Origin of the sequence: Corynebacterium canis (assembly GCF_030408595.1) — a bacterium.
Lineage (GTDB): Bacteria > Actinomycetota > Actinomycetes > Mycobacteriales > Mycobacteriaceae > Corynebacterium > Corynebacterium canis.
The window spans coordinates 2,476,678-2,498,970 of the sequence record NZ_CP047080.1 but is presented as its reverse complement, the minus strand read 5'-3'; the positions used below and the strand labels follow the sequence as shown (position 1 = coordinate 2,498,970).

General features: G+C 57.6%; 17 protein-coding genes, 1 tRNA gene and 2 CRISPR repeat arrays (1 of these 20 only partly in view). Of the genes, 6 read left to right on the top strand and 12 right to left on the bottom strand.

Annotated features, from left to right (window positions below):
* Window positions 1-184: 184 nt before the first annotated feature.
* Window positions 185-436 (bottom strand): hypothetical protein, encoded by a 252-nt coding sequence (locus tag CCANI_RS11020; RefSeq protein ID WP_146324463.1) that lies wholly within the window; start codon window positions 434-436, stop codon window positions 185-187.
* Window positions 437-960: 524 nt separating this feature from the next.
* On the bottom strand, window positions 961-1,869 hold the full coding sequence (locus CCANI_RS11015) for a PIG-L deacetylase family protein (protein ID WP_146324464.1): 909 nt from the start codon (window positions 1,867-1,869) through the stop codon (window positions 961-963).
* 579 nt (window positions 1,870-2,448) lie between these two features.
* On the opposite strand from CCANI_RS11015, the gene acpS reads away from it, so the two are divergent.
* Entirely contained in the window at window positions 2,449-2,874 is a 426-nt protein-coding gene (gene acpS / locus CCANI_RS11010; RefSeq protein WP_146324465.1) for a holo-ACP synthase AcpS, read from the top strand.
* Here the strand turns inward: acpS and CCANI_RS11005 are convergent.
* The 3 genes from CCANI_RS11005 to bcp all read right to left on the bottom strand — a co-directional run bounded on the left by CCANI_RS11005 (window position 2,823) and on the right by bcp (window position 4,573).
* Window positions 2,823-3,392, bottom strand: a complete 570-nt coding sequence (locus CCANI_RS11005) for an isochorismatase family protein (protein WP_146324466.1) — start codon at window positions 3,390-3,392, stop codon at window positions 2,823-2,825. The genes acpS and CCANI_RS11005 overlap by 52 nt on opposite strands.
* A 61-nt stretch (window positions 3,393-3,453) precedes the next feature.
* The gene (locus CCANI_RS11000; RefSeq protein WP_146324467.1) at window positions 3,454-4,098 is read right to left on the bottom strand and encodes a TetR/AcrR family transcriptional regulator; all 645 of its coding nucleotides are present in this window, start codon (window positions 4,096-4,098) and stop codon (window positions 3,454-3,456) included.
* A 4-nt stretch (window positions 4,099-4,102) separates the two neighbouring features.
* Window positions 4,103-4,573, bottom strand: coding sequence for a thioredoxin-dependent thiol peroxidase (gene bcp, locus CCANI_RS10995; protein ID WP_146324468.1), 471 nt, complete (start codon window positions 4,571-4,573; stop codon window positions 4,103-4,105).
* 217 nt (window positions 4,574-4,790) lie between these two features.
* Here bcp and CCANI_RS10990 point away from each other — a divergent pair, with 217 nt between their 5' ends.
* Window positions 4,791-5,066 (top strand): DUF3618 domain-containing protein, encoded by a 276-nt coding sequence (locus CCANI_RS10990; RefSeq protein ID WP_146324475.1) that lies wholly within the window; start codon window positions 4,791-4,793, stop codon window positions 5,064-5,066.
* Window positions 5,067-5,238: 172 nt separating this feature from the next.
* Here the strand turns inward: CCANI_RS10990 and CCANI_RS10985 are convergent.
* A tRNA-Lys gene (locus tag CCANI_RS10985) sits at window positions 5,239-5,314 on the bottom strand.
* Window positions 5,315-5,708: 394 nt separating this feature from the next.
* Between CCANI_RS10985 and CCANI_RS10980 the strand changes: the two genes are divergently transcribed.
* Together CCANI_RS10980 and CCANI_RS10975 are read left to right on the top strand one after the other, a co-directional pair.
* Window positions 5,709-6,899, top strand: a complete 1,191-nt coding sequence (locus tag CCANI_RS10980) for a L,D-transpeptidase (protein WP_290211192.1) — start codon at window positions 5,709-5,711, stop codon at window positions 6,897-6,899.
* Between the two features lie 32 nt (window positions 6,900-6,931).
* A complete protein-coding gene (locus CCANI_RS10975) occupies window positions 6,932-7,399 on the top strand; it encodes a hypothetical protein (RefSeq protein WP_146324469.1) in 468 nt (155 codons plus the stop codon).
* A gap of 63 nt (window positions 7,400-7,462) precedes the next feature.
* Here CCANI_RS10975 and CCANI_RS10970 read toward each other — a convergent pair whose 3' ends face one another.
* The 6 genes from CCANI_RS10970 to CCANI_RS10945 all read right to left on the bottom strand — a co-directional run bounded on the left by CCANI_RS10970 (window position 7,463) and on the right by CCANI_RS10945 (window position 11,536).
* Window positions 7,463-8,959, bottom strand: coding sequence for a peptide MFS transporter (locus CCANI_RS10970; RefSeq protein WP_146324470.1), 1,497 nt, complete (start codon window positions 8,957-8,959; stop codon window positions 7,463-7,465).
* A gap of 358 nt (window positions 8,960-9,317) precedes the next feature.
* Window positions 9,318-9,746, bottom strand: a complete 429-nt coding sequence (locus CCANI_RS10965) for a hypothetical protein (protein WP_290211189.1) — start codon at window positions 9,744-9,746, stop codon at window positions 9,318-9,320.
* Entirely contained in the window at window positions 9,746-10,033 is a 288-nt protein-coding gene (locus CCANI_RS10960) for a hypothetical protein (RefSeq protein WP_290211188.1), read from the bottom strand. The genes CCANI_RS10965 and CCANI_RS10960 overlap by 1 nt, the downstream gene beginning before the upstream one ends.
* Before the next feature lie 441 nt (window positions 10,034-10,474).
* A complete protein-coding gene (locus tag CCANI_RS10955) occupies window positions 10,475-10,855 on the bottom strand; it encodes a transposase family protein (protein WP_146325725.1) in 381 nt (126 codons plus the stop codon).
* Window positions 10,856-10,871: 16 nt separating this feature from the next.
* Window positions 10,872-11,156 (bottom strand): helix-turn-helix domain-containing protein, encoded by a 285-nt coding sequence (locus CCANI_RS10950; RefSeq protein WP_146325724.1) that lies wholly within the window; start codon window positions 11,154-11,156, stop codon window positions 10,872-10,874.
* A gap of 236 nt (window positions 11,157-11,392) precedes the next feature.
* On the bottom strand, window positions 11,393-11,536 hold the full coding sequence (locus tag CCANI_RS10945; RefSeq protein ID WP_186750460.1) for a hypothetical protein: 144 nt from the start codon (window positions 11,534-11,536) through the stop codon (window positions 11,393-11,395).
* A gap of 369 nt (window positions 11,537-11,905) precedes the next feature.
* On the opposite strand from CCANI_RS10945, the gene CCANI_RS10940 reads away from it, so the two are divergent.
* Both CCANI_RS10940 and CCANI_RS10935 read left to right on the top strand, forming a co-directional pair.
* Window positions 11,906-12,211 (top strand): transposase family protein, encoded by a 306-nt coding sequence (locus CCANI_RS10940; protein ID WP_146325727.1) that lies wholly within the window; start codon window positions 11,906-11,908, stop codon window positions 12,209-12,211.
* 748 nt (window positions 12,212-12,959) lie between these two features.
* Window positions 12,960-19,149: a CRISPR direct-repeat array (repeat unit 28 nt; unit sequence GGAACATCCCCGCGTGAGCGGGGAAAAC).
* Between the two features lie 135 nt (window positions 19,150-19,284).
* Complete coding sequence (locus CCANI_RS10935) at window positions 19,285-20,067, top strand: transposase family protein (RefSeq protein WP_290210929.1); 783 nt, start codon at window positions 19,285-19,287, stop codon at window positions 20,065-20,067.
* A 7-nt stretch (window positions 20,068-20,074) separates the two neighbouring features.
* Window positions 20,075-22,293: direct repeats of the CRISPR family, unit length 28 nt; unit sequence GGAACATCCCCGCGTGAGCGGGGAAAAC; it runs 8,434 nt beyond the window's last position.

Sequence of the window (22,293 nt, the reverse complement as noted above, 5' to 3'; positions counted from 1 at the left end):
ACTTATTGGCGGGTTCGGAGTTGAACGGTGTCTACCGATATTTTTTACATCAAAATCCCGAAATCTGTGTAAAACATATCGCGGCGGACGCCCTGGGCGGCCCCGGATGATGAAAATTACACAGAATCCGGCTTTCGTGTGTAAAAAACTTCATGTGCAGCACACAACCTATTCTCGCGGACGGCTAATGGCCCGCCGATCGCCTGGATTGCGCCGTCACCACCGATAGCCCGCCGCCGAGCGCCCTACGTGACTCGATCCAACCCCGCGCTTCCGCCTTTTCCGTGCCACGATACGCGGAAGGTTTCGCCAAAGCCAATGAGAAGGCTATGAATTCATAGCGAGTGGCGCCGAGGCTGGGGCGCGAGCACGACAGCTCTGGAAATCGGGGATAATCCGCCAGGCCGATGCCCGCCAAGCCTAATTCTGGGATCATAGTTTTTAACTCGGTAGCGTATATGAAACTATATATGTTGAACAATTCAAGGTTTACGCCGTAGCAGCCCCGCTGAGGCCTTGAAATCCGCTACCCTTGGTCGACTATGGCCAAGTTTCGCAAAACGCGGCATTTTACTATGGTAGGCCGCGCACAACTTATTGGCGGGCTCCGAGTTGAACGGTGTCTACCGATATTTTTTACATCAAAATCCCGAATCAGTGTAAAACATATCGCGGCAGCGGCCCTGGGCGGTCCCGGACGATGAAAATTACACCGGATCCGCGATTCTGGTGTAAAAAACTTCATGCGTAGTGCACGACCTAATGCTAGTGAGGAATCTGGCGCTTGCTCGGGCCATGGTATGGCGGCATCCCTGTCGGGAAACCTAGTCGGGCACCCCAGTTAGGCATCGCAGTTGGGCATCGAGGCTGGTTACCGCAGCCGGGCATCGCGGCCGGGCACTCCAGCTGGGTACCGCCGCTGGGCTGCGGCGCGACATTGCCGCCGGCGCGAACCCAGCTCTACATGCCGGCGAGGGAGGAATCGACCAGCCGCACCACCTCGAAACCTTCGGCGAATTTCATCTTGGCCTGGGCACCGCGGAACGCGGCGATGCCCTTGATCTGCTCGGGCCCCATATACGGTTTGCTCAACTGATCTTTGTGCTGCGCCACGGCATGCAGTTTCACATTGACGTAGTCGGTTAAGTCCACAAAAAATGAGGGATTGAAGTCGCGGGTGGTCGAGGGGCTTTCGTAGCACAAAACCGAGGGGTTCCGGCGGGCGGCGCGGAGCGTGGCAAAGTGCACGGCAAGGTGGTCTTGGTGCTGGTCGTTGCGGGAATGCGTCAAGATCACATTGGGCTGAAAGCTATCAATCTTACGTTCGATTGTTTGCATGATTTCGAGTTCGTGCTTGGATAGCTCGGTGTCCGTGAAATCGTAGACGTCGAGTTGCGAGATGCCCATAAAGGTCGCGCCGTTGCGCGCCTCGCCGGGCCGCACTTCGGCATTGCCGCCGACTTTACCGTTGCACATGACGATGGCGTGCACGATATGTCCGGCGTCGGAAAGCTTCGAAATGGTTCCCCCGCACGCTATTTCTAAATCGTCGGGGTGCGCACCGATGGCCAGCACCCGCATTGGGTGCACCACCTGGATAGAACGGATTTTCTGGTGGGCTATTAGGAAAACTAGGTAGCCGAGGCAGCCGCATACGCAGGTGTGCAAGATGCCTTCGACAATTTGATGTTGGTGGAAAAGTACTAGGATCGCCTGCGCCACGCATACGGCGCTGCCTATGGCGATAAAGGTGCGGTGCATGCTTCTTCCGTTGCGGAAGCTGCGATGAAACCACCGCGCTTGTCGGGGTTGGGCGAGATACACCGTGAGCGCGACCGCGGCGCATGTGCCCAGGATGTGACCGTACATGCCTTATGGTGCTTTCAGGAAATAGACGAGGCCGTTAGTGTGCTGGGGGCGGTAGCTGCTAGGAGGCCCGCATCTCACTTGCCAAATGTGCTCCACTTCACTTTCCTCTGCAAATTTATTTAGTAAATTGCGAATTAGACTTTATCACACGCCAAGACTTCCGGGGATGTATAAAAAAATAAAATGAGGGAAATTTAATGAAGCGATTCCTGTGTGGAGCGTGATAGTTGCTGCGATACGTCAAAAAGGTTTTGTATAACAATTTGGGTATCTCTTGTGCAATATCTTAGCTGAACCCGCGAAGTTCCGCATCTCTGCAGCTCGGGTAGCTCACAAACTGCCAGCGGTTTTCAGGTTCGCCGCCCGGAAAAACCAAAACCTGGGATTTTCCACAACTGATCGCCCGAAATATTCGCTCGCACCATTGTGCGGATAAAAGCATGAAAGTAAACAAATAGTCCCAGTTCAATTGCAGTTTGGTGGAAGTGTGCAGCGCGCGGCCGTCGATAATGGCGACGATGCCCGGAAAGCCGCCCCAAACGCCTGCAGCTGAGAAATCTGTGAGGGTAAGATTTTGCCATGGGTATTTCGGTTGGCATCGACATGGTGCACATCCCCGGCTTCCAGGAGCAATTGGCCCAGCCGGGCAGTAAATTCGCCGCCGTGTTCAGCGCCTACGAACTACGCCGAGCGAACAAATATACGGGTAAGCGCAGGGCCGAACATCTCGCTGGTAGATGGGCCGCGAAGGAGGCGTTTATCAAGGCCTGGTCGCAGGCGGTATACGGAAAGCCCCCGGTCATTGCGCCGGAGGCTGTGAATTGGGCGGAGATTGAGGTCCGCGCGGACGCCTACCATCGGGTGGCGTTTATGTTGCACGGGGCCATCGCAAAAGGGCTCGAATCGAGCGTGGGCGATGTGGAGCTACAGCTGAGCATCACCCACGACGGCGATTACGCTGCGGCGAGCGTTTTGCTTATCGACACCCCCGCCTCCCGCATCTGATCCAGCGCGGGCTGCGGGTCGCCGACAGCTGCGGTGAGGTCGTGCAGGATTTCCACCTGGAAGCCCTCGCGCACGGCGTCGAGCGCGGTGGCCTTGACGCAGAAGTCCGTGGCGATGCCGACGATGGTCAATTCCGTGATGCCGTGGTCCCGCAGCCAATCCGCAAGTCCGATCGAAGAACCGGCCAGGTGGCCTTCGAAACCGGAGTAGGCGGCCGTGTGTTCGCCCTTGTGGAACACCGCATCGATGAGGTCTGCATCGAGGTTCTTGTGAAAGTCCGAACCGGCGGTATCTGCCACGCAATGTACCGGCCAGGTATCAATGAAGTCGGGGTGGGGGGAGAAGTGCCCGGCCGGGGAGACGTGCCAATCCTTGGTTGCAACGATATGGGAATAGCGCCCCTCAGCTGCGCGAATGTGTTCCGTGATGCCGGCGGCTACTTCGGAACCATGGATGGTGGCAAGGGAGCCCCCTGGGCAGAAATCGTTTTGAACATCAACAATCACGAGTGCCTTCATGTGGCACAGTCTAACCCGAATGAGGTAAGCGCGATAGGCCTGCCGGAAACTCATAGCAAGGCTACATCGTTGCCACAGCAAACAGATACGCTAAGATCATGCGTTTGATTTCTGCCACAGTTGTTCGGAAACGCGGCTCGTTTAATTGATGGTCGCGCACGGCATAGTTCAGCAGCGAAGACACCGTATGCACCATGATCCCCGCCAGCGCAAAACGCTCCGCATCCGAAGCCGTTGTGGCGAGCGGCCGCATCACTTTCGCTATGATTTCTAAGACTTCTTGCTCAGTTGCCGCCGCCGTGGCGCGCGTCGCGGGCGTGGATTGTACCGCGTGCCACACCGCCCGCCGGGATGGATCGTCGTGCCACAGGGAAGCCAGGTGATCAATAAACTCATCCAGAAAGTCCGGCCATTGCAACGCCGGGACGCGGGTGGAAAACTTGGTCAGCTCCGAAACCACCCCGGCGGTATCCTGACGATCCAGCTCGCAGATCATCACATACTTATTGGCAAAATACTGATACAACGTGCCGATCGGCACACCCGCCCGACGAGCCACCTCATCGAATGTAAAAGATTCAAAGCCGACGTCCACAAGCACCCCGCGGGCCGCCGCCAGAATCCGCGAATACTTCTCGCGGCTCCGCTGCTGCGCAGGGCGCTTTCGAGGGACGAGGATCTCCGAATCCTCCACTAGATCCGACATACACCTATTCCAAATCTCGCAAGATCCGGGCCACATGGCCCGTCGCCCGCACATTATAAAACGCCTGCTCGATCTTGCCATCGGCGCCAACAATAAAGGTAGAACGAATCACGCCTTGGACAACCTTGCCGTAATTCTTCTTTTCCCCAAACGCACCCCACGCCCGCATTGTCGATTTCTCGGGATCCGAAAGCAACGGGAAATTCAACTCATGATCCTCGCGGAACTTAGCCAATTTCTCCGGCGTATCCGGCGAAATGCCTACCACCTTCAAATCAAGACCGTTCAATTGCCCCAAACTATCCCGAAAATCGCAGGCCTCCTTCGTGCACCCAGGCGTATTCGCCCGCGGGTAGAAGTACACAATGACCCGCTCGCCCGCGAAATCACCCAAGGACACAGTGTTACCCGCATCATCTTCTAAGGAAAAAGCCGGCGCCGCATCACCAATAGCAAGGCGTACTGAATCAGTCATGTTGTTAACAATACCGTGACCCCAGAAATTGGGTACCCCCAGGGTCCGAGCATGCAATGCGATCCTTTCCGCAGGTAAAAACGGCGACCCGCTACGGTGGAAAGCATAAGCGCGGCGTCGAAAAGCGCAGGTAGGAGGGTGGGCGTGCACACACAACTCCCATGAACTACCGTTAACGGTAATTAACGTACACATCGACCAAGACGTGGAGAACGACGTGGCCCGCAATATTGACGCCATCGAGCGCGACATCGAACGTACCCGCCGCCAACTGGCAGGCACCCTCGACCAGATCGCAGAGCGCAGCCGACCACAAAACCTCGTGGACGACGCACGCAAAGGCCTCCTCGAACGCCTCAAAGACCCTCGCGTACAACTCATCCTCGGCGGTATTGCAGGCGTAGTAGTCCTTGGCGTGGGCCTAAGCATCCGCCGCAGCCGCAAATACCACCGCGACCTACGCGAATTGCAATTAATTCTGGCGCAACGCTAATAACGCGGCTATCCAATGCGAAAGCGCCTGGGACGCGACCGTGCGGAATGGGCGCAGATAGTTTGCTGCCTAAATTAACTTACAGGCAATGAGAATCGGGGGTGGGTGGGGGAAAGCGCATCCGCGCGCAACAAAAAACCGGCACTGAAGTATACCTCAGTGCCGGCTTAGGTGGTGGGCCATCAGGGACTCGAACCCCGAACCCGCTGATTAAGAGTCAGCTGCTCTGCCAATTGAGCTAATGGCCCGTGCTGTGCAACGAGATAGAATATAACCCGCACTATGGAGTCAGGGCAAATCGGCTGGTCAGCGGCCCTTTTTACGGTTGGGTTTGGCGCGGTGTTTTGGGGAGGCGCGGCGTCGAAAAGCGGTGCGAGGGCGGGCCGTGCGGGGAGGCCGTGTATGGGCCGCATTGGGGGATTATTTTTGGGGCGCAATTGGGGGTCGCGTAACTTTTGTAAAACGCAAACCCGCAGCTTATAGGTGGTGCACGAGGCAACCGGGGGCTTTTGCAACGTTTCGGCAACGTTTTTTGTTCGCCTGGAAAACCGTCATCTTTTGGGCAGACGTGCGGTGTATTCTCGGGTGGCGTGCACACCGTGCATGTACCTGTTGAGGTTGGTGGCAGAAAGACAGTTGAGGATGAGTGTTTCTGGTGTGGCCCGTTCCAGAATGGGCCGTGTTGGTGCGGCGATACTCGCCGTAACCGCAGCGGCGGCATTGCTCGCCGGATGCACCATTGATAATGGTGGTACCGATAGTTCCGCGGCCTCCACTACGAAAGCGGCACCTGAAAAGCCCGAAGTAAGTGTGAAAAACGGAGCTGTTGACGTGAATCCGGCCGAGCCGGTCACAATAAAGACGAAAAAGGCGCGCCTCAAAGAGGTGACCATGACGAACCAAGAAGGCAAAGTAGTAGCCGCGGAGCTAGCTTCGGACGGGAAGTCCTGGACCACCACCGAGGAGCTAGGGTTCTACCGTGATTACACCATTGACGCCGTGACTAGCGAGGGTGAAAAGGTGCACACCACGTTTTCCACGGTGAAACCAGCGGCGGAGGCCAACGTAGCACTATCCCCAATCCCAGAATCGGTGGTGGGGATCGGCCAAACCGTATCCTTCCAATTCGGCGTGGGTATCCCGAACCGCAAGGCGGTGCAGGATGCCATCACGATCACCACGGAACCGAAGGTGGAAGGCGCCTTCTATTGGATTAGCGATAGCGTACTGCGCTGGCGCCCAGAAAACTTTTGGGAGCCGGGCACGCAGGTAACAGTGGACGCCAAGCTTTACGGCGTGGATCTTGGCGAGGGAGTATACGGCGGGCTGGACAACCAATCTTCCTTCACCGTCGGCGATAGCGTAATCGCCGAAGTCGATGATGCAACGAAGATTATGACCATTTCCCGCGGCGGGGAGCAGGTAAACTCCATGCCTGTTTCCATGGGGTCGGCGAAGTTCCCAACGCCCAACGGCACCTACGTAGTAGGCGACCGTAACCCCCAAATGGTGATGGATTCCTCAACCTACGGTTTGGATGTGAATTCCGCGGACGGCTACCGCACTGACGTGCAATTTGCCACCCAGATTTCCTGGTCTGGTATTTACGTGCACGCGGCGCCATGGTCGACGTGGGCACAAGGAAGCCAAAACGTTTCGCACGGGTGTATCAATGTATCTACTGCCAACGCGCAGTGGTTCCAAGACAACGTGAAACGCGGCGACGTGGTGATCATTAAAAACACGATAGGTGGGGAATTATCAGGCTACGATGGGTTGGGAGATTGGAACATCCCGTGGGAAACCTGGAAAGCAGGCAACGTCGATAAGTAACGCGCTTCTCGACGCCGTGGAAAGGAGTGCTCGTGCGTACCTTCCTGGTGGCCTGCAGCATAGCGGCCACTTCCGCGGCACTAGTTGCTTGTAACCTGGAGCCCACGCCGGCCCCCGCCACAAGCCCTCACGCCATATCCATCACGCCCGTGCCCGAGGGTGCGGGCGTTGGCGTTGGTGTCGGTGTTGGTGGGGATGCGGCGGCGGGCTCGGCGCAGCAGGAGGGAAGCGCCGTGGGACAGCACGCGGACCCAATGGCGCTGGACATCGACCACAGCTATTGCCGCGACTTTGCCGCGCAAATCGGTGCTACGGACGCGGACAACGCAGTGGAGACAGAACGCACCTGCACCGCAGCAATAACCGAGGCCGTGGCCCGGCAGGAACCCGTGGCGATCGACATCGATGGCGACGGCACCGCCGCAACATGGGAGCTAAACCAGGCATTTGGCGAGGCCAAAGCCTTTATGGCACCCTTCACCGCCGCGCCGCGGGGTTAGCGCGGGGCGGCGGGGGTTGGTGGGGGGTGGTTGGTTGTGGCGGGTGCGGTTGGTTGTGGCCGGTTAGCGGATCCCGCCGAAAGCCTTGATGATCGGCTTGGCCAGCAACCACATGATCACGCCGAGCAAGATTGCCGTGGTGCCGAGGGACATGAAATATGTTTGCTCGGCGGCCCCATCGTTGGGGTTGTAAAAGCCCGCAAGCGTGCCCGAAAGCGCGGTGCCGATGGACAGCGATAGCATGTGCAAACTCATCATGCGCGTGGGGAACGCGTGCGGCGCTACCTTGGTGGCAAGCGACAATCCGACCGGGGAGATGAGGAGCTCAGCCACCGTAAAGATAAACAGGATCCACACGATGAGCAGGAACGGGGTGGAGTTAGGCCCGCCGCCCGCGAACGGGATAAAGAAGAACGGTGCCGAGCCGACAACGATCAAGGCGAGGGCGTACTTTACGGGGCTGGATGGTTGACGGTCCCCAAGTTTCAGCCACATTGTGGCGAAAACGCCGGCGAAAATAATGATGAACACGGGGTTGATGGAGTTAACCCACGCCGGGGTGATTTCAATAGAACCGAACGTGCGGTTGAGGCGTTGGTCCGAATACACGGCGAGCACCGTGAATTGCTGTTGGAAAATAGAGAAAAAGGCCACCGACGCAAGGAACATAGGAATGAAGCCGAGGAGGCGGCGCTTTTCCGCCGGGGTGGTTTCGTGCGACATAAACATCTGCAGGAACAGAATGATTGCCGACAACCCCGCGATAATAGACACAACGTTTGAAAGCTGGCCGGGTTGAATGATGCCCGATTGGGTGACCACAACGATAATCACCACCACAAGAACGGCAATAATTGAATAGGGCAAGTACTTTCCCTTAGGCAGCGGATTGGAAACGCGGCGCCCGGCATTGCCCAACGAACGCTTACGCAGCAGCGTGTATTGCGTCAAGCCGATTGCCATGCCGATTGCTGCGAGGCCGAAACCGAAGTGGAATCCGAACTGCCCCCAACCCCAGCCGGTAAGCAGCGGGCCGAATAGCGCGCCGATATTGATACCCATATAGAAGATGGAGAAACCGCCATCGCGCCGCGGGTCGTCCTTCTCGTACAGCTCGCCAAGAACTGTCGACGCCGTGGTTTTCAAACCGCCCGAGCCAAGCGCAATCGAAACGAGGCCAATGACGAGGCCCGGATACCCCGGAATCAGCGATAGCGAAATATGGCCGATCATAATCAAAATGGCCGAATAGAACAGAGTTCTCTCCGGGCCGAGAATTCTATCTGCAACCCAGCCGCCACCGATGCAGGCGAGATAGACCATGCCGCCGTACGCGCCAACAATGGCGGTAGCAACAGTTTCATCAAGCCCAAGGCCGCCATCGGAGGCCGAGTGGTACAAATAAAACACCAAAATGGCCTGCATGCCGTAGAAGCTAAACCGCTCCCAAACTTCAACGCCAAACAGGTTTGCTAAGCCCCATGGGTGGCCGAAAAACGTCCGGCCATGCTCGGGAGCTTTTCCTTCCGAAGCAACAGGTGTCGCAGATCCAGTAGTCATAAAACTAGCGTAGAGACCGGAAATACCTAAAGCTATAGAAATTAGAGGATCTAACGATGATTAAAAATGTGTAATTCGACTAAAGGTGCGAGCGTGGGCGCATGGAGGCGGCGGTGAGGCGTGAAATGGGGCCAAGAGTGGGCTACTGGATAACCTTCTTGATAATTTAAATACCCCGCGTAAGCAGGGACGACATGGAGCTGGCTTCCTCTACTTCGGTAGAGGACGGAACATCCCCGCGTGAACAGGGAAAACAAGGTTGAAAACTGTAAGTATCGTGTCCGACACGGAACATCCCCACGAGGGCGGGGAGAACTAGCATCTATGCTACCATGTGGTATTGCATCGCGGTACATGCTTACGTGAGCGGGGAAAACCCGAATTCATTGCTGTGGCGCAGCGGTGCTGGCACCGTTTTGATTTCATTGTTCACGCGGTAAAACGTTCGCAATCCGCCGAGCAAGGGCTCCTCGGAATCGACATGGCTGAAAAAGATTTTATAGACCGATAATCCCTGCTCACGACCGTCGCGAAGCAATGCGGCGATACGTTGACGCTCCGGGGCGCTAATCGTTTTCGGCGGCGCGGCCTTTGGGTGTTGTGGTGGTTTCTTCGGCCGCGGATGCCGCCGGTAATACAGGGTTGTTTTCGCAAGCCCAAGCAGCTTCAACGCCGCGTTTTGGGTATAGCCAGCCGCCGCAAGCAACTCTAAAATATGGTCTTCAAGCTTAACGAACTCATCGAAATCGGCTTGCTGCTCTGGGGAAAGTTTCCGGCCACCACGCATCAACGATCGGTATATTTTTGCATGGCGGCGATAGCTTTTCCCATCGCCTCCACCGCCTTGGCATGCGCAGTGGTGGCAGCATCCTTATCCGCAACCACCTTTTCCAATTCAGCGATCCGCGCCTCCAATTTGGCGTGACGTGTTTCCCACTTCGCGCGCGCAGTCTCCCACTTCGCGCGCTCGGTCTCCAGCTTCGCACGCTCCGCCCCCAGCTCGGCGTTAAGCGCCTCCAATTCCTGATTGCGCTGTGTCAGCCGAGAAAACTCCACGATATTTTCATCACTCATAGGAATATTTTTTTCGCGGTGTTAACCCGATGTCGAGCGTGCCCGCCGCAAGCTGCCGCCGCCACAAATACAACTGCCGCGGCGTCACCCCGGCTAGCCGGAGTGATCTGCACAGACATTTTGAACCTTCCTTCCACGTCTTCGTGACCGTCATGGGGAAGCTTCCGAAAGTTCGCATCTTCAATAGCAAGGTACGCCGGAGGGAAAACGCGTGTAGTTCGGAGTTCGGCAAGCTTATGATCCGGAGCATCCCCGCGTGAGCGGGGAAAATGTTGGGGTTCAGTTCTCAAACCCCCTGATAGACGGAACATCCCTGCGCGACGTGAGCGGGGAAAACTTGCCGCAGGCTGCGGCGCAGCTCAGGCGCCCCGGAACATCCCCGCGTGAGCGGGGAAAACGAAACAGGAGTCTTCGCTCTTCTAGCTGCGCATGGGGGTCTATTCATGGCGTTTGAAGAAGAATAGTCCGATTATTATTGAGAGTGTTGTGCGGAATGTTGGGTGTGGTCTGCGGTAGCGGAGTGCTCGGCATTTGAATTCTTTGAGGTGCGATGATTGCTTCGATGGCCCAGCGGATGTGGTTGACCGAACGGTTGTATGTTTTGTCGTGTTCGGTGAGTGTGCCGCCGGGTGGTTTCCGTACTGGGGTGATATCAGCGCAGCCGATATAGCCACGGTCACCGATGATTCGGGCTGGGCTGTTGGCAAAATATTCCAGCAGTCCGGTTGCCTGTAATGTTGCAGCGTCATGGGTGCTTCCTGGCAGTGGATCGGAGATAAACACTGGTTCGTGGTAGAGATTGCAGGCCACTTGGATATTCATTCCTGCTTGGTGGTGCTTACCGGAGTAGTTTTCGTAGGTGGTCCTGGTAGTCCACGGTGGGACATAGGGTGCCGTCAACAATGATGTCTTCGTTGGGGTTGATGGACTCGACGGTGGGGATATAGCGGTGCAAGTAGGCACATAGGTGCTTGCCGAGTACGTTGATCAGACGGCTGACGGTGGCTTGGCTGATGCCATAAAGCTCGGCGATGACTTGTTGCGGAATGTTCAAGCGCAAGTACATCAACACAACCACGACGCATGTTTGGATAGCGGGAATACAACGGCAGCCATACGTCATGGTGCCTTGGCCGTACAGCGTGGCTGCATGTTCGACAAGGCAGGATAGTTGCTGGGCGGTAATCCCCGTGGTGGAGCATCCAACAATTGAAACTTTGGTGGTGGTCTTGTTTGATGGTGTAATCCTCTACCCGTAATCCTTTACCAAAGGCTTCGCTATATGTGGTGACGCGCCACAGCGCGGGCGGTGTTTTTGTTCACTCAAACAAGCCCCGTGAATAAACTCCCCAGTTTCAGTTAAAATAAATCATTAATATCCTGATGTGTCACCGGATCAATTAGGGGATCGTATTCCAAAAACTCTTCCTCGCTAATTAGTTCGATTTGAGGTTGCGGGGTCGATGGCGGTATGGTAAAAGCTGCGCGCAGGTTCATCTCCATTGCAATCATTGTATTTCTCTTTTCTCGTCTTGCTGGTGTCTTGTTTTTGGAACCATTCTACCAAGAGCGCGGTTCGCTATGATGCATGTTGGGTCAAGGGCAATTAGCTATGAGGGTAGTTCAACCGCTGGGGCTTTGCCTGGCAGACTTTCCGACCTCAATACCCCCGAGCGCAGCAAAGGCTTTTGCAAGGTTTACGCATAATGAATTTATGCCTAACCGCAAATGCCTTGTACGCTTAAGCCAATACGAGCAAATGTTCGACTGATGAGATTGTCGCGTTGGCCAACGACATCGAAACCGCAGGTTATACGCATCATTGCCCCCTTAGTTTGGGGTTAGTCAGCAGCCTGGAATGCGCCTTGGTCTATTACTGGAGTAAAAAACCTCCCGCAACGTGTGATCGCCACGATCTATGGGGTGTCCCAACCGACTATTTCCCGCGCCATCAACGCAGTCCTTGACCTTTTGGAACGCTTTCTCCCAGCCGCACCAACCGTGGATGATCTCGTGCCAACGCGCCATCGCGTCCTCGATGGGACATTGGTCCCATGCTGGTCGTGGAAAAGGCACCGACAGCTGATCAGCGGCAAACGCAAAGCCACCGGCCACAACCTCGCGGTCTTAACCGATCAGAGCGGCAACACCTACGTACATCAGCCCGCCAATGCCTAGGAGCTCCCACGATCAGCGCATTGCAGACAAACTGCGCATCACCACCGTGCTGCCAGGCGACTCTGTCACCGCCGACCTTGGATACGAAGGTACCGGTTTTGACATCCCCCAAAAACGCAAACACGGGCAAAAAGTTCTTGAGCCCTGGCAGCAGCGCTGCAACAATGCCCTTGCATCCATCCGCTGGGTCACACGAACAAGCAATCGCCCACATCAAAAACTGGAGAATACTTCACACCGACTGCCGATTACCCATAGCCACCACGAAGCGCACAATACTAACCCTCACCAAACTATTCTTCTACAGAAACACCTGAATAACCTTCAAGATGTTCATATTGGGTTTTGTGAATTGCATGATATTTCTATCTTCCGGGTAAATAGTTTCGTTTGCAGTGCAGGCGGATCGGAACATCCCCGCGTGAGCGGGGAAAACTGGTTATTGTGGAGGGGTAGCCCCCTGGTTCTGGATGGTTGTTGCTTCCAGAACCAGCGGGGCTACGGAACATCCCCGCGTGAGCGGGGAAAACTCGAGAATTCCCTCGCCCGTGCGTAGCTACCCAGGAACATCCCCGCGTGAGCGGGGAAAACCCCGAACCTCTCATCTACATAGCCCTCGTGATCGGAACATCCCCGCGTGAGCGGGGAAAACCTGGCTGGAGACAGGAAAAAACCCCGCTGAAAAGGAACATCCCCGCCGCGTGAGCGGGGAAAACCCCGGCCACCTGCGCGATGAGCGGCGCGACCGCGGAACATCCCCGCGTGAGCGGGGAAAACGCTCGACTCCTGGACGTTCGAAGGCCTCGGACGGGAACATCCCCGCGTGAGCGGGGAAAACTACCACCCCAAAAAATGTGGTTTGACCAGCGGAGGAACATCCCCGCGTGAGCGGGGAAAACTCTCTGGACCTGGTGCGCTCCCCATGTCCCGCGGGAACATCCCCGCGTGAGCGGGGAAAACACATCTGCCATGACAGCGCCGATTTCTCGAGCCGGAACATCCCCGCGTGAGCGGGGAAAACGGCAACCTCCCAAAATGGGGTGCAGCGCACGATGGAACATCCCCGCGTGAGCGGGGAAAACGCCCAGCTGCTCCAGGAGCCCGACGAAATGATCGGAACATCCCCGCGTGAGCGGGGAAAACAGGAACCCGAGTTCCACCAGCCCGTCTGCGGGGGGAACATCCCCGCGTGAGCGGGGAAAACCGGCGCTGTTCACTGTGGAATTTTTCAAAGATCGGAACATCCCCGCGTGAGCGGGGAAAACGGCAACCTCCCAAAATGGGGTGCAGCGCACGATGGAACATCCCCGCGTGAGCGGGGAAAACCGAGCGCCTGGAGCCCACCACCCTCGATGGCCGGGAACATCCCCGCGTGAGCGGGGAAAACGCTGTGGTTTTGGCCGTGGATAATGCAAGCGAAGGAACATCCCCGCGTGAGCGGGGAAAACCGTGCCAAGGAGTTCGAGGGATCGTGGGATGACGGAACATCCCCGCGTGAGCGGGGAAAACTTTGGCGGATGCTGATTTGCAACGTCAGTCGGCGGAACATCCCCGCGTGAGCGGGGAAAACGCCTGCTCGGCCACCGCCTCGGAGGCGGCGGTTGGAACATCCCCGCGTGAGCGGGGAAAACGTCGGCTGCAACGTTGCTTGTGTCTTCGAGACTGGAACATCCCCGCGTGAGCGGGGAAAACAGGGCGCTTCGCAGGATCCGAAGCCTCCTTAAAGGAACATCCCCGCGTGAGCGGGGAAAACTTAATGACACTTCGACTGGTCGGCCGGTGGAAAGGAACATCCCCGCGTGAGCGGGGAAAACCCCCGTCTGTGGGTGGTGTGAAGAATCTCACAAGGAACATCCCCGCGTGAGCGGGGAAAACAGGATGCGAAGCGTATGAAGGCTGATCGTCAGCGGAACATCCCCGCGTGAGCGGGGAAAACGCCAGTGTTCCGGCCATTCTGCAACTGGGGTACGGAACATCCCCGCGTGAGCGGGGAAAACCGGCCCACTCAGCGTCGAGCGTCGCTTTCAGGAGGAACATCCCCGCGTGAGCGGGGAAAACGGAATCGGAAGTTCAGTCAGGAGGTTGAGGTGAGGAACATCCCCGCGTGAGCGGGGAAAACCTACCCCATCGATTTGCGAATAGCCAGCGATAAGGAACATCCCCGCGTGAGCGGGGAAAACCTGTTTGAGTCAGGGCGGGCGCTGATGAAGGGCGGAACATCCCCGCGTGAGCGGGGAAAACGCCACGGATAATCCAGGTGGGCCAAAGTGGCGCGGAACATCCCCGCGTGAGCGGGGAAAACCTCATCCCCATCCGCGTCCGCGTCGTGTTTGGCGGAACATCCCCGCGTGAGCGGGGAAAACTGCCATGATGCGGATTTCGTGCACGCCACTGTAGGAACATCCCCGCGTGAGCGGGGAAAACCGGAGGTGAAGACCGCGCTGCCGAGTCATGGAGGGAACATCCCCGCGTGAGCGGGGAAAACCGGAGGTGAAGACCGCGCTGCCGAGTCATGGAGGGAACATCCCCGCGTGAGCGGGGAAAACGACCTCGTCTGCGAACGTCTCCGGGTCGTAATCGGAACATCCCCGCGTGAGCGGGGAAAACGTGAAGTCACACACGGTGAGGGGGCGCTGGTCAGGAACATCCCCGCGTGAGCGGGGAAAACCGCGGTCGCCGCTGTCGATGGTGTAGGGGTCTGGGAACATCCCCGCGTGAGCGGGGAAAACATAGGTGATTCGCGACTAAAGGTCGACAGGGTAGGAACATCCCCGCGTGAGCGGGGAAAACGCGAGAAACCAGAAACCCGCGGAGGCTCCCAAAGGAACATCCCCGCGTGAGCGGGGAAAACATCGTGATCAGCCGGTGTTGACGGCTGCCGCGCGGAACATCCCCGCGTGAGCGGGGAAAACGGTTCGCCTGGTGTGTGGAAGGCGGTGGTTCCGGGAACATCCCCGCGTGAGCGGGGAAAACATAGGTGATTCGCGACTAAAGGTCGACAGGGTAGGAACATCCCCGCGTGAGCGGGGAAAACGCGAGAAACCAGAAACCCGCGGAGGCTCCCAAAGGAACATCCCCGCGTGAGCGGGGAAAACATCGTGATCAGCCGGTGTTGACGGCTGCCGCGCGGAACATCCCCGCGTGAGCGGGGAAAACGGTTCGCCTGGTGTGTGGAAGGCGGTGGTTCCGGGAACATCCCCGCGTGAGCGGGGAAAACCCATTCTGCCGCGCCACCATCAAAACAATATTCGGAACATCCCCGCGTGAGCGGGGAAAACCCGTCGCCTTCAAATGAAACGAATTAAACACCAGGAACATCCCCGCGTGAGCGGGGAAAACACCGCCTCAATCACCCGCTCCGTCACCAACCCAGGAACATCCCCGCGTGAGCGGGGAAAACCCATTCTGCCGCGCCACCATCAAAACAATATTCGGAACATCCCCGCGTGAGCGGGGAAAACTCCTGGGGATTGTTTGATTCGTGTTCACGGTTAGGAACATCCCCGCGTGAGCGGGGAAAACGGACCACCCACCGACTGAGTAATAATCGCAGCCGGAACATCCCCGCGTGAGCGGGGAAAACCAGGAGTGGTTTGTTATCCATGCTTTTGAGTTGGGAACATCCCCGCGTGAGCGGGGAAAACAAAAAAGTACGTGAGAATCAGTTCCGGTTTGTCGGAACATCCCCGCGTGAGCGGGGAAAACGTACAAAACTCTCCAATCCTACTGGGTAGTGCGGGAACATCCCCGCGTGAGCGGGGAAAACTTGTTCGGTAGCTTTTTCAGCCTCTGCAAACCCGGAACATCCCCGCGTGAGCGGGGAAAACACAAAGGACATGGAGCCTGCCTATTTGAAGTTAGGAACATCCCCGCGTGAGCGGGGAAAACTTCCACGAGCAGCCAGGACTTCATCAGCAGCAGGGAACATCCCCGCGTGAGCGGGGAAAACGCGAGGCCACGGCCTCCGGCGAGGCGAAAGATAGGAACATCCCCGCGTGAGCGGGGAAAACAACACGGAGCTCATCGATTTTTGCCTAGCGCCAGGAACATCCCCGCGTGAGCGGGGAAAACAAACCCGTGACCACCTCCTCCACCACTGCTACGGGAACATCCCCGCGTGAGCGGGGAAAACATGTCGTCGTCACCGCTGTCGATATCGTCGAGGGGAACATCCCCGCGTGAGCGGGGAAAACGGACAGGCTCGCAGACAGAAAGGAAAAAAATGCGGAACATCCCCGCGTGAGCGGGGAAAACAGCAGCGAGACAGGGGAACGAAATGTAAAGCAAGGAACATCCCCGCGTGAGCGGGGAAAACGCAAGGGCTGGACCACGTATTCCGGCAGGGCGCGGAACATCCCCGCGTGAGCGGGGAAAACACGCTTCCGGGTGGTAGACGGTGTGCTACACGGGGAACATCCCCGCGTGAGCGGGGAAAACGCACGTCTACAGCGATTGAGCTGTGGCACGCTCGGAACATCCCCGCGTGAGCGGGGAAAACCAGGGTCTTTCTGGTCGTACGGCGCGTTGGATGGGAACATCCCCGCGTGAGCGGGGAAAACTCGATGAGCGCGTGGCACACTCATCCATTGAGAGGAACATCCCCGCGTGAGCGGGGAAAACGCTTGCCCTGGGTTGATTGCGTCTTTCCGAGCAGGAACATCCCCGCGTGAGCGGGGAAAACCGCGTCCCCCACCAACGCTTCGCCGACGATGACGGAACATCCCCGCGTGAGCGGGGAAAACGGCGTCCGTCCAGCGAGCTCTGAGGCGAGGAGAGGAACATCCCCGCGTGAGCGGGGAAAACAAAAGAAAAGGAGAACCTGTGAACAATATCGCCGGAACATCCCCGCGTGAGCGGGGAAAACAACGGGCATCCGGTGCATCGCGTAGACCATTCGGGAACATCCCCGCGTGAGCGGGGAAAACACGGTTTCTCGAACAATGACCGATTCGAATTTCGGAACATCCCCGCGTGAGCGGGGAAAACCTGATGGAGAGGGTGAGGTGAATCTCGCTGCGCGGAACATCCCCGCGTGAGCGGGGAAAACCTACTTTGGAGGTGTTCATGCGCACACTCATTGGGAACATCCCCGCGTGAGCGGGGAAAACCGTATCCCCCCATGGGGTGCGCTACAAATTTGCGGAACATCCCCGCGTGAGCGGGGAAAACTGCTCCGCCAGCAGGGCAGCTGCCTCAGCGCGCGGAACATCCCCGCGTGAGCGGGGAAAACTTCGGCTTCCCAAAAACGAGGGCTCCTGAATTCGGAACATCCCCGCGTGAGCGGGGAAAACCACTGTCACCACCACACTGTTTTCGGCAAACAAGGAACATCCCCGCGTGAGCGGGGAAAACCAATGCCTTCCGCCGCGGCGTGCTGCTTGAGAAGGAACATCCCCGCGTGAGCGGGGAAAACGCCCCTCTCGCCTTTCTCGCCGCGCTCCGGCACGGAACATCCCCGCGTGAGCGGGGAAAACCAAGGTGCGGGCTTTCAGTTCCGCCGCCTCAACGGAACATCCCCGCGTGAGCGGGGAAAACCATAATGGCGGTCCAGTCTGTACTGCCTGCGATGGAACATCCCCGCGTGAGCGGGGAAAACACGACGTGCACGACGATCTCCCCAGCATGGAGCGGAACATCCCCGCGTGAGCGGGGAAAACGGTACGGTCTCCCGTGGGTGCATCAACGCACTAGGAACATCCCCGCGTGAGCGGGGAAAACAGTTTTTGGCGCGGTGGATTTCGTCTGCGAAGAGGAACATCCCCGCGTGAGCGGGGAAAACTTGTGTGAATGTGGGCATTCCGACACATTGCCAGGAACATCCCCGCGTGAGCGGGGAAAACCGTTTCCGCATTTCCCCAACCACATCAATCAGTGGAACATCCCCGCGTGAGCGGGGAAAACTAGCCTAAAGCACTTTCGCTGTCAAGAATCTGTGGAACATCCCCGCGTGAGCGGGGAAAACCTAGAACCAGGTAGGGCAATAAATACTCAACCCGGAACATCCCCGCGTGAGCGGGGAAAACTGCACCACAGCCTCCGCACCTGCACACAGGCGCGGAACATCCCCGCGTGAGCGGGGAAAACTCGAACAAACGACTGCCGCGCCGCTCGTAATGCGGAACATCCCCGCGTGAGCGGGGAAAACTGTACTCAACTCCTCCAGCCAGGATTGCCATACGGAACATCCCCGCGTGAGCGGGGAAAACCGCGGGGATGAACTTGCGTTGATAGCGCACGCCGGAACATCCCCGCGTGAGCGGGGAAAACGGGTTGGATGGTCAGAGAGAATGCGGGGCAAACGGAACATCCCCGCGTGAGCGGGGAAAACCATTCTGCGGTTGTGCTGTGGTTCCGCAGGAGCGGAACATCCCCGCGTGAGCGGGGAAAACTCAAAAGTCGCGGTGGGGTTTTTAGTTTATCGGGGAACATCCCCGCGTGAGCGGGGAAAACTAAGTCCTCGGTTGGAGGCATCCCATCGAGCAGGGAACATCCCCGCGTGAGCGGGGAAAACCGTATTCCTGGAGAATGTGGCCGGACACCGGTCGGAACATCCCCGCGTGAGCGGGGAAAACTGAGATTCTATGTTTTGGGCTATCCATGCCCGTGGAACATCCCCGCGTGAGCGGGGAAAACATCGTAATGATCGCGTGCTTGAGCATCATCGCAGGAACATCCCCGCGTGAGCGGGGAAAACTAAATTCCTCGGTGGTGAGGTTTGACAGATCATGGAACATCCCCGCGTGAGCGGGGAAAACTTAAGTATGACCTTCGCCACATGAGTCTTCCCAGGAACATCCCCGCGTGAGCGGGGAAAACTTGAGGCGGGCGGCGAGTTCTTTGCCTGCCCGGGGAACATCCCCGCGTGAGCGGGGAAAACATCAACTCATCACTACCCTCAATAAACGGCAAAGGAACATCCCCGCGTGAGCGGGGAAAACCCCAACGGTGGGGCCTTATCACCACGCGCACGAGGAAGAGGGTTATTCAACCGCTGGGGTTTTGCCGGGTGGACTTTCCGACCTCAATACCCCCGAACATAGCAAAGGCGATACAAGGTTCCGCATAATGAATCTATGACAAAACAAAACACAAATGCCTTGTACCGCTGGGCCAATACTAGCAAATGTTCGACTGATGAGATTATCGCGCTAGCCAACGACATCGAAACCGCAGGTTATACACATCATTGCCCCCTTAGTTTGGGGTTAGTCAGTAGCCTGGAATGCGCTTTGGTCTACTACTGGAGCGAAAATCTCCCGCAACGTGTGATCGCCACGATCTATGGGGTGTCCCAACCCACGATTTCCCGCGCCATCAACGCAGTCCTTGACCTTCTGGAACGCTTTCTCCCAACCGCACCAACCGTGGAAGACCTCGTACCAACGCGCCATCGCGTCCTCGATGGGACATTGGTCCCATGCTGGTCATGGAAAGGGCAACAACAGTTGATCAGCGGCAAACGCAAAGCCACCGGCCACAACCTCGCAGTCTTGACCGACCAGAACGGCAATATCGAGTACATCAGCCCGCCAATGCCTGGGAGATCTCACGATAAGCGCATCGCAGATAAGCTGGGCATCACCACCGTGTTGCCAGGCGACTATGTCACCGCCGACCTTGGGTACGTAGGTACTGGTTTTGACATCCCCCAGAAACGCAACAACGGGCAAAAGGTTCTCGAACCCTGGCAGCAGCGCTTCAACAACGCTCTTGCATCCATCCGCTGGGTCGTCGAACAAGCAATCGCCCACATCAAAAACTGGCGAATACTTCACACCGACTGCCGATTACCCATAGCCACCACGAAGCGCACAATACAAACCCTTACCAAGCTATTCTTCTACAGAAACCCCTGAATAACCTTCGAACATCCCCGCGTGAGCGGGGAAAACCATGCATGTGTGAACTCCTTCACAAATAAAAACGGAACATCCCCGCGTGAGCGGGGAAAACGGTTACCGTGTACCGCACGGTCGCCCATGGGTGGGAACATCCCCGCGTGAGCGGGGAAAACCCACTACTACCGAAAGGGATCACAATGTCTATCGGAACATCCCCGCGTGAGCGGGGAAAACATCACCCCCGTTAGCTGGTTTGAGCTGCGGTTAGGAACATCCCCGCGTGAGCGGGGAAAACTGTCGATGGATAGTGCTATGGGAAACGCCGATCGGAACATCCCCGCGTGAGCGGGGAAAACGACAGGGCACACGGATGCCGCAATGGTGGACTAGGAACATCCCCGCGTGAGCGGGGAAAACGCTGGAGCAGGTGGGTACGGGTCTCGGGGAGCAGGAACATCCCCGCGTGAGCGGGGAAAACCGGCGCTTTCCGGGCGGCTGGTCAGGACGGCGCGGAACATCCCCGCGTGAGCGGGGAAAACTTTCGAAGAATAAATCACGGTCTACCTGGTAGCGGAACATCCCCGCGTGAGCGGGGAAAACGGGCAGAGCGCGTTTTCGTGGTAGAACATTTACGGAACATCCCCGCGTGAGCGGGGAAAACGGTCAATGACCAGCCCGTGCATCGCGTGGACCAGGAACATCCCCGCGTGAGCGGGGAAAACGACACCCGGCCAGCCCGTCACGTAGAGTGAGTCGGAACATCCCCGCGTGAGCGGGGAAAACCGCTGAAATATGCTGCTCCGTCTGCCGCGACGCGGAACATCCCCGCGTGAGCGGGGAAAACAAAGTTCGTGTCGTTGAAGTTTGATGCTTTGTCGGAACATCCCCGCGTGAGCGGGGAAAACCGGCGCTTTCCGGGCGGCTGGTCAGGACGGCGCGGAACATCCCCGCGTGAGCGGGGAAAACTTTCGAAGAATAAATCACGGTCTACCTGGTAGCGGAACATCCCCGCGTGAGCGGGGAAAACGGGCAGAGCGCGTTTTCGTGGTAGAACATTTACGGAACATCCCCGCGTGAGCGGGGAAAACGGTCAATGACCAGCCCGTGCATCGCGTGGACCAGGAACATCCCCGCGTGAGCGGGGAAAACGATGTCGGATGAGGCGTTTGTGTCGGCGGCGGCGGAACATCCCCGCGTGAGCGGGGAAAACTCTCGCCCTTACATGTTGGTCGCCTTTCGCTTCGGAACATCCCCGCGTGAGCGGGGAAAACGGCTTTTGATTAACTCGGAAACAATTTCAGTGAGGAACATCCCCGCGTGAGCGGGGAAAACTGGTGGTGGTTCAGCTTTTTGCTGATAACACCAGGAACATCCCCGCGTGAGCGGGGAAAACGCACCGATCTGCGATTTGGTCGATATCGAATTCGGAACATCCCCGCGTGAGCGGGGAAAACCTCTCGCGCTGGTCACCGACCGGGGAGCTCTCAGGAACATCCCCGCGTGAGCGGGGAAAACAAGGTAACTATTGCGGGGGCTGGTGCGTAATGAGGAACATCCCCGCGTGAGCGGGGAAAACCGGGAAATCCACGGCTGTGCACGGATTTGCCGCGGAACATCCCCGCGTGAGCGGGGAAAACCGGGGCTGTGCCCCGCCAAGAGCTTCACTTGACGGAACATCCCCGCGTGAGCGGGGAAAACTGGAATTGATTTGCCATTTGTATTCCTTTTCCAGGAACATCCCCGCGTGAGCGGGGAAAACTCGTCTATATCGCCGGAATTGTGTCCGGCATGAGGAACATCCCCGCGTGAGCGGGGAAAACCGGGAAATCCACGGCTGTGCACGGATTTGCCGCGGAACATCCCCGCGTGAGCGGGGAAAACCTTGTCGGTGAACAACATTTTTGGCTCCTCGCCGGAACATCCCCGCGTGAGCGGGGAAAACATGGGGCTGAAAAGCAACGGTCGAAAGAAATGCGGAACATCCCCGCGTGAGCGGGGAAAACTTCGTGGGATGCCACTGGTGCTACTGGTGCGAAGGAACATCCCCGCGTGAGCGGGGAAAACCAAAGCGCATTCTAGCGCTTCCAGCCCCCCACTGGAACATCCCCGCGTGAGCGGGGAAAACACCCCACCTATCACACGAGTATTCCCCCGAAACGGAACATCCCCGCGTGAGCGGGGAAAACATACACGGAATCGTCCCATGGCACCTCGTCGAAGGAACATCCCCGCGTGAGCGGG

What these genes read in the sequence shown, in the direction of transcription:
- CCANI_RS11020 (WP_146324463.1), bottom strand. Translation starts at nt 436, where the DNA reads ATGATCCCAGAATTAGGCTTGGCGGGCATCGGCCTGGCGGATTATCCC.
- CCANI_RS11015 (WP_146324464.1), bottom strand. Translation starts at nt 1,869, where the DNA reads ATGTACGGTCACATCCTGGGCACATGCGCCGCGGTCGCGCTCACGGTG.
- acpS (WP_146324465.1), top strand. Translation starts at nt 2,449, where the DNA reads ATGGGTATTTCGGTTGGCATCGACATGGTGCACATCCCCGGCTTCCAG.
- CCANI_RS11005 (WP_146324466.1), bottom strand. Translation starts at nt 3,392, where the DNA reads ATGAAGGCACTCGTGATTGTTGATGTTCAAAACGATTTCTGCCCAGGG.
- CCANI_RS11000 (WP_146324467.1), bottom strand. Translation starts at nt 4,098, where the DNA reads ATGTCGGATCTAGTGGAGGATTCGGAGATCCTCGTCCCTCGAAAGCGC.
- bcp (WP_146324468.1), bottom strand. Translation starts at nt 4,573, where the DNA reads ATGACTGATTCAGTACGCCTTGCTATTGGTGATGCGGCGCCGGCTTTT.
- CCANI_RS10980 (WP_290211192.1), top strand. Translation starts at nt 5,709, where the DNA reads ATGAGTGTTTCTGGTGTGGCCCGTTCCAGAATGGGCCGTGTTGGTGCG.
- CCANI_RS10970 (WP_146324470.1), bottom strand. Translation starts at nt 8,959, where the DNA reads ATGACTACTGGATCTGCGACACCTGTTGCTTCGGAAGGAAAAGCTCCC.
- CCANI_RS10965 (WP_290211189.1), bottom strand. Translation starts at nt 9,746, where the DNA reads ATGCGTGGTGGCCGGAAACTTTCCCCAGAGCAGCAAGCCGATTTCGAT.
- CCANI_RS10960 (WP_290211188.1), bottom strand. Translation starts at nt 10,033, where the DNA reads ATGAGTGATGAAAATATCGTGGAGTTTTCTCGGCTGACACAGCGCAAT.
- CCANI_RS10955 (WP_146325725.1), bottom strand. Translation starts at nt 10,855, where the DNA reads ATGAATATCCAAGTGGCCTGCAATCTCTACCACGAACCAGTGTTTATC.
- CCANI_RS10950 (WP_146325724.1), bottom strand. Translation starts at nt 11,156, where the DNA reads ATGACGTATGGCTGCCGTTGTATTCCCGCTATCCAAACATGCGTCGTG.
- CCANI_RS10945 (WP_186750460.1), bottom strand. Translation starts at nt 11,536, where the DNA reads ATGGAGATGAACCTGCGCGCAGCTTTTACCATACCGCCATCGACCCCG.
- CCANI_RS10935 (WP_290210929.1), top strand. Translation starts at nt 19,285, where the DNA reads ATGACAAAACAAAACACAAATGCCTTGTACCGCTGGGCCAATACTAGC.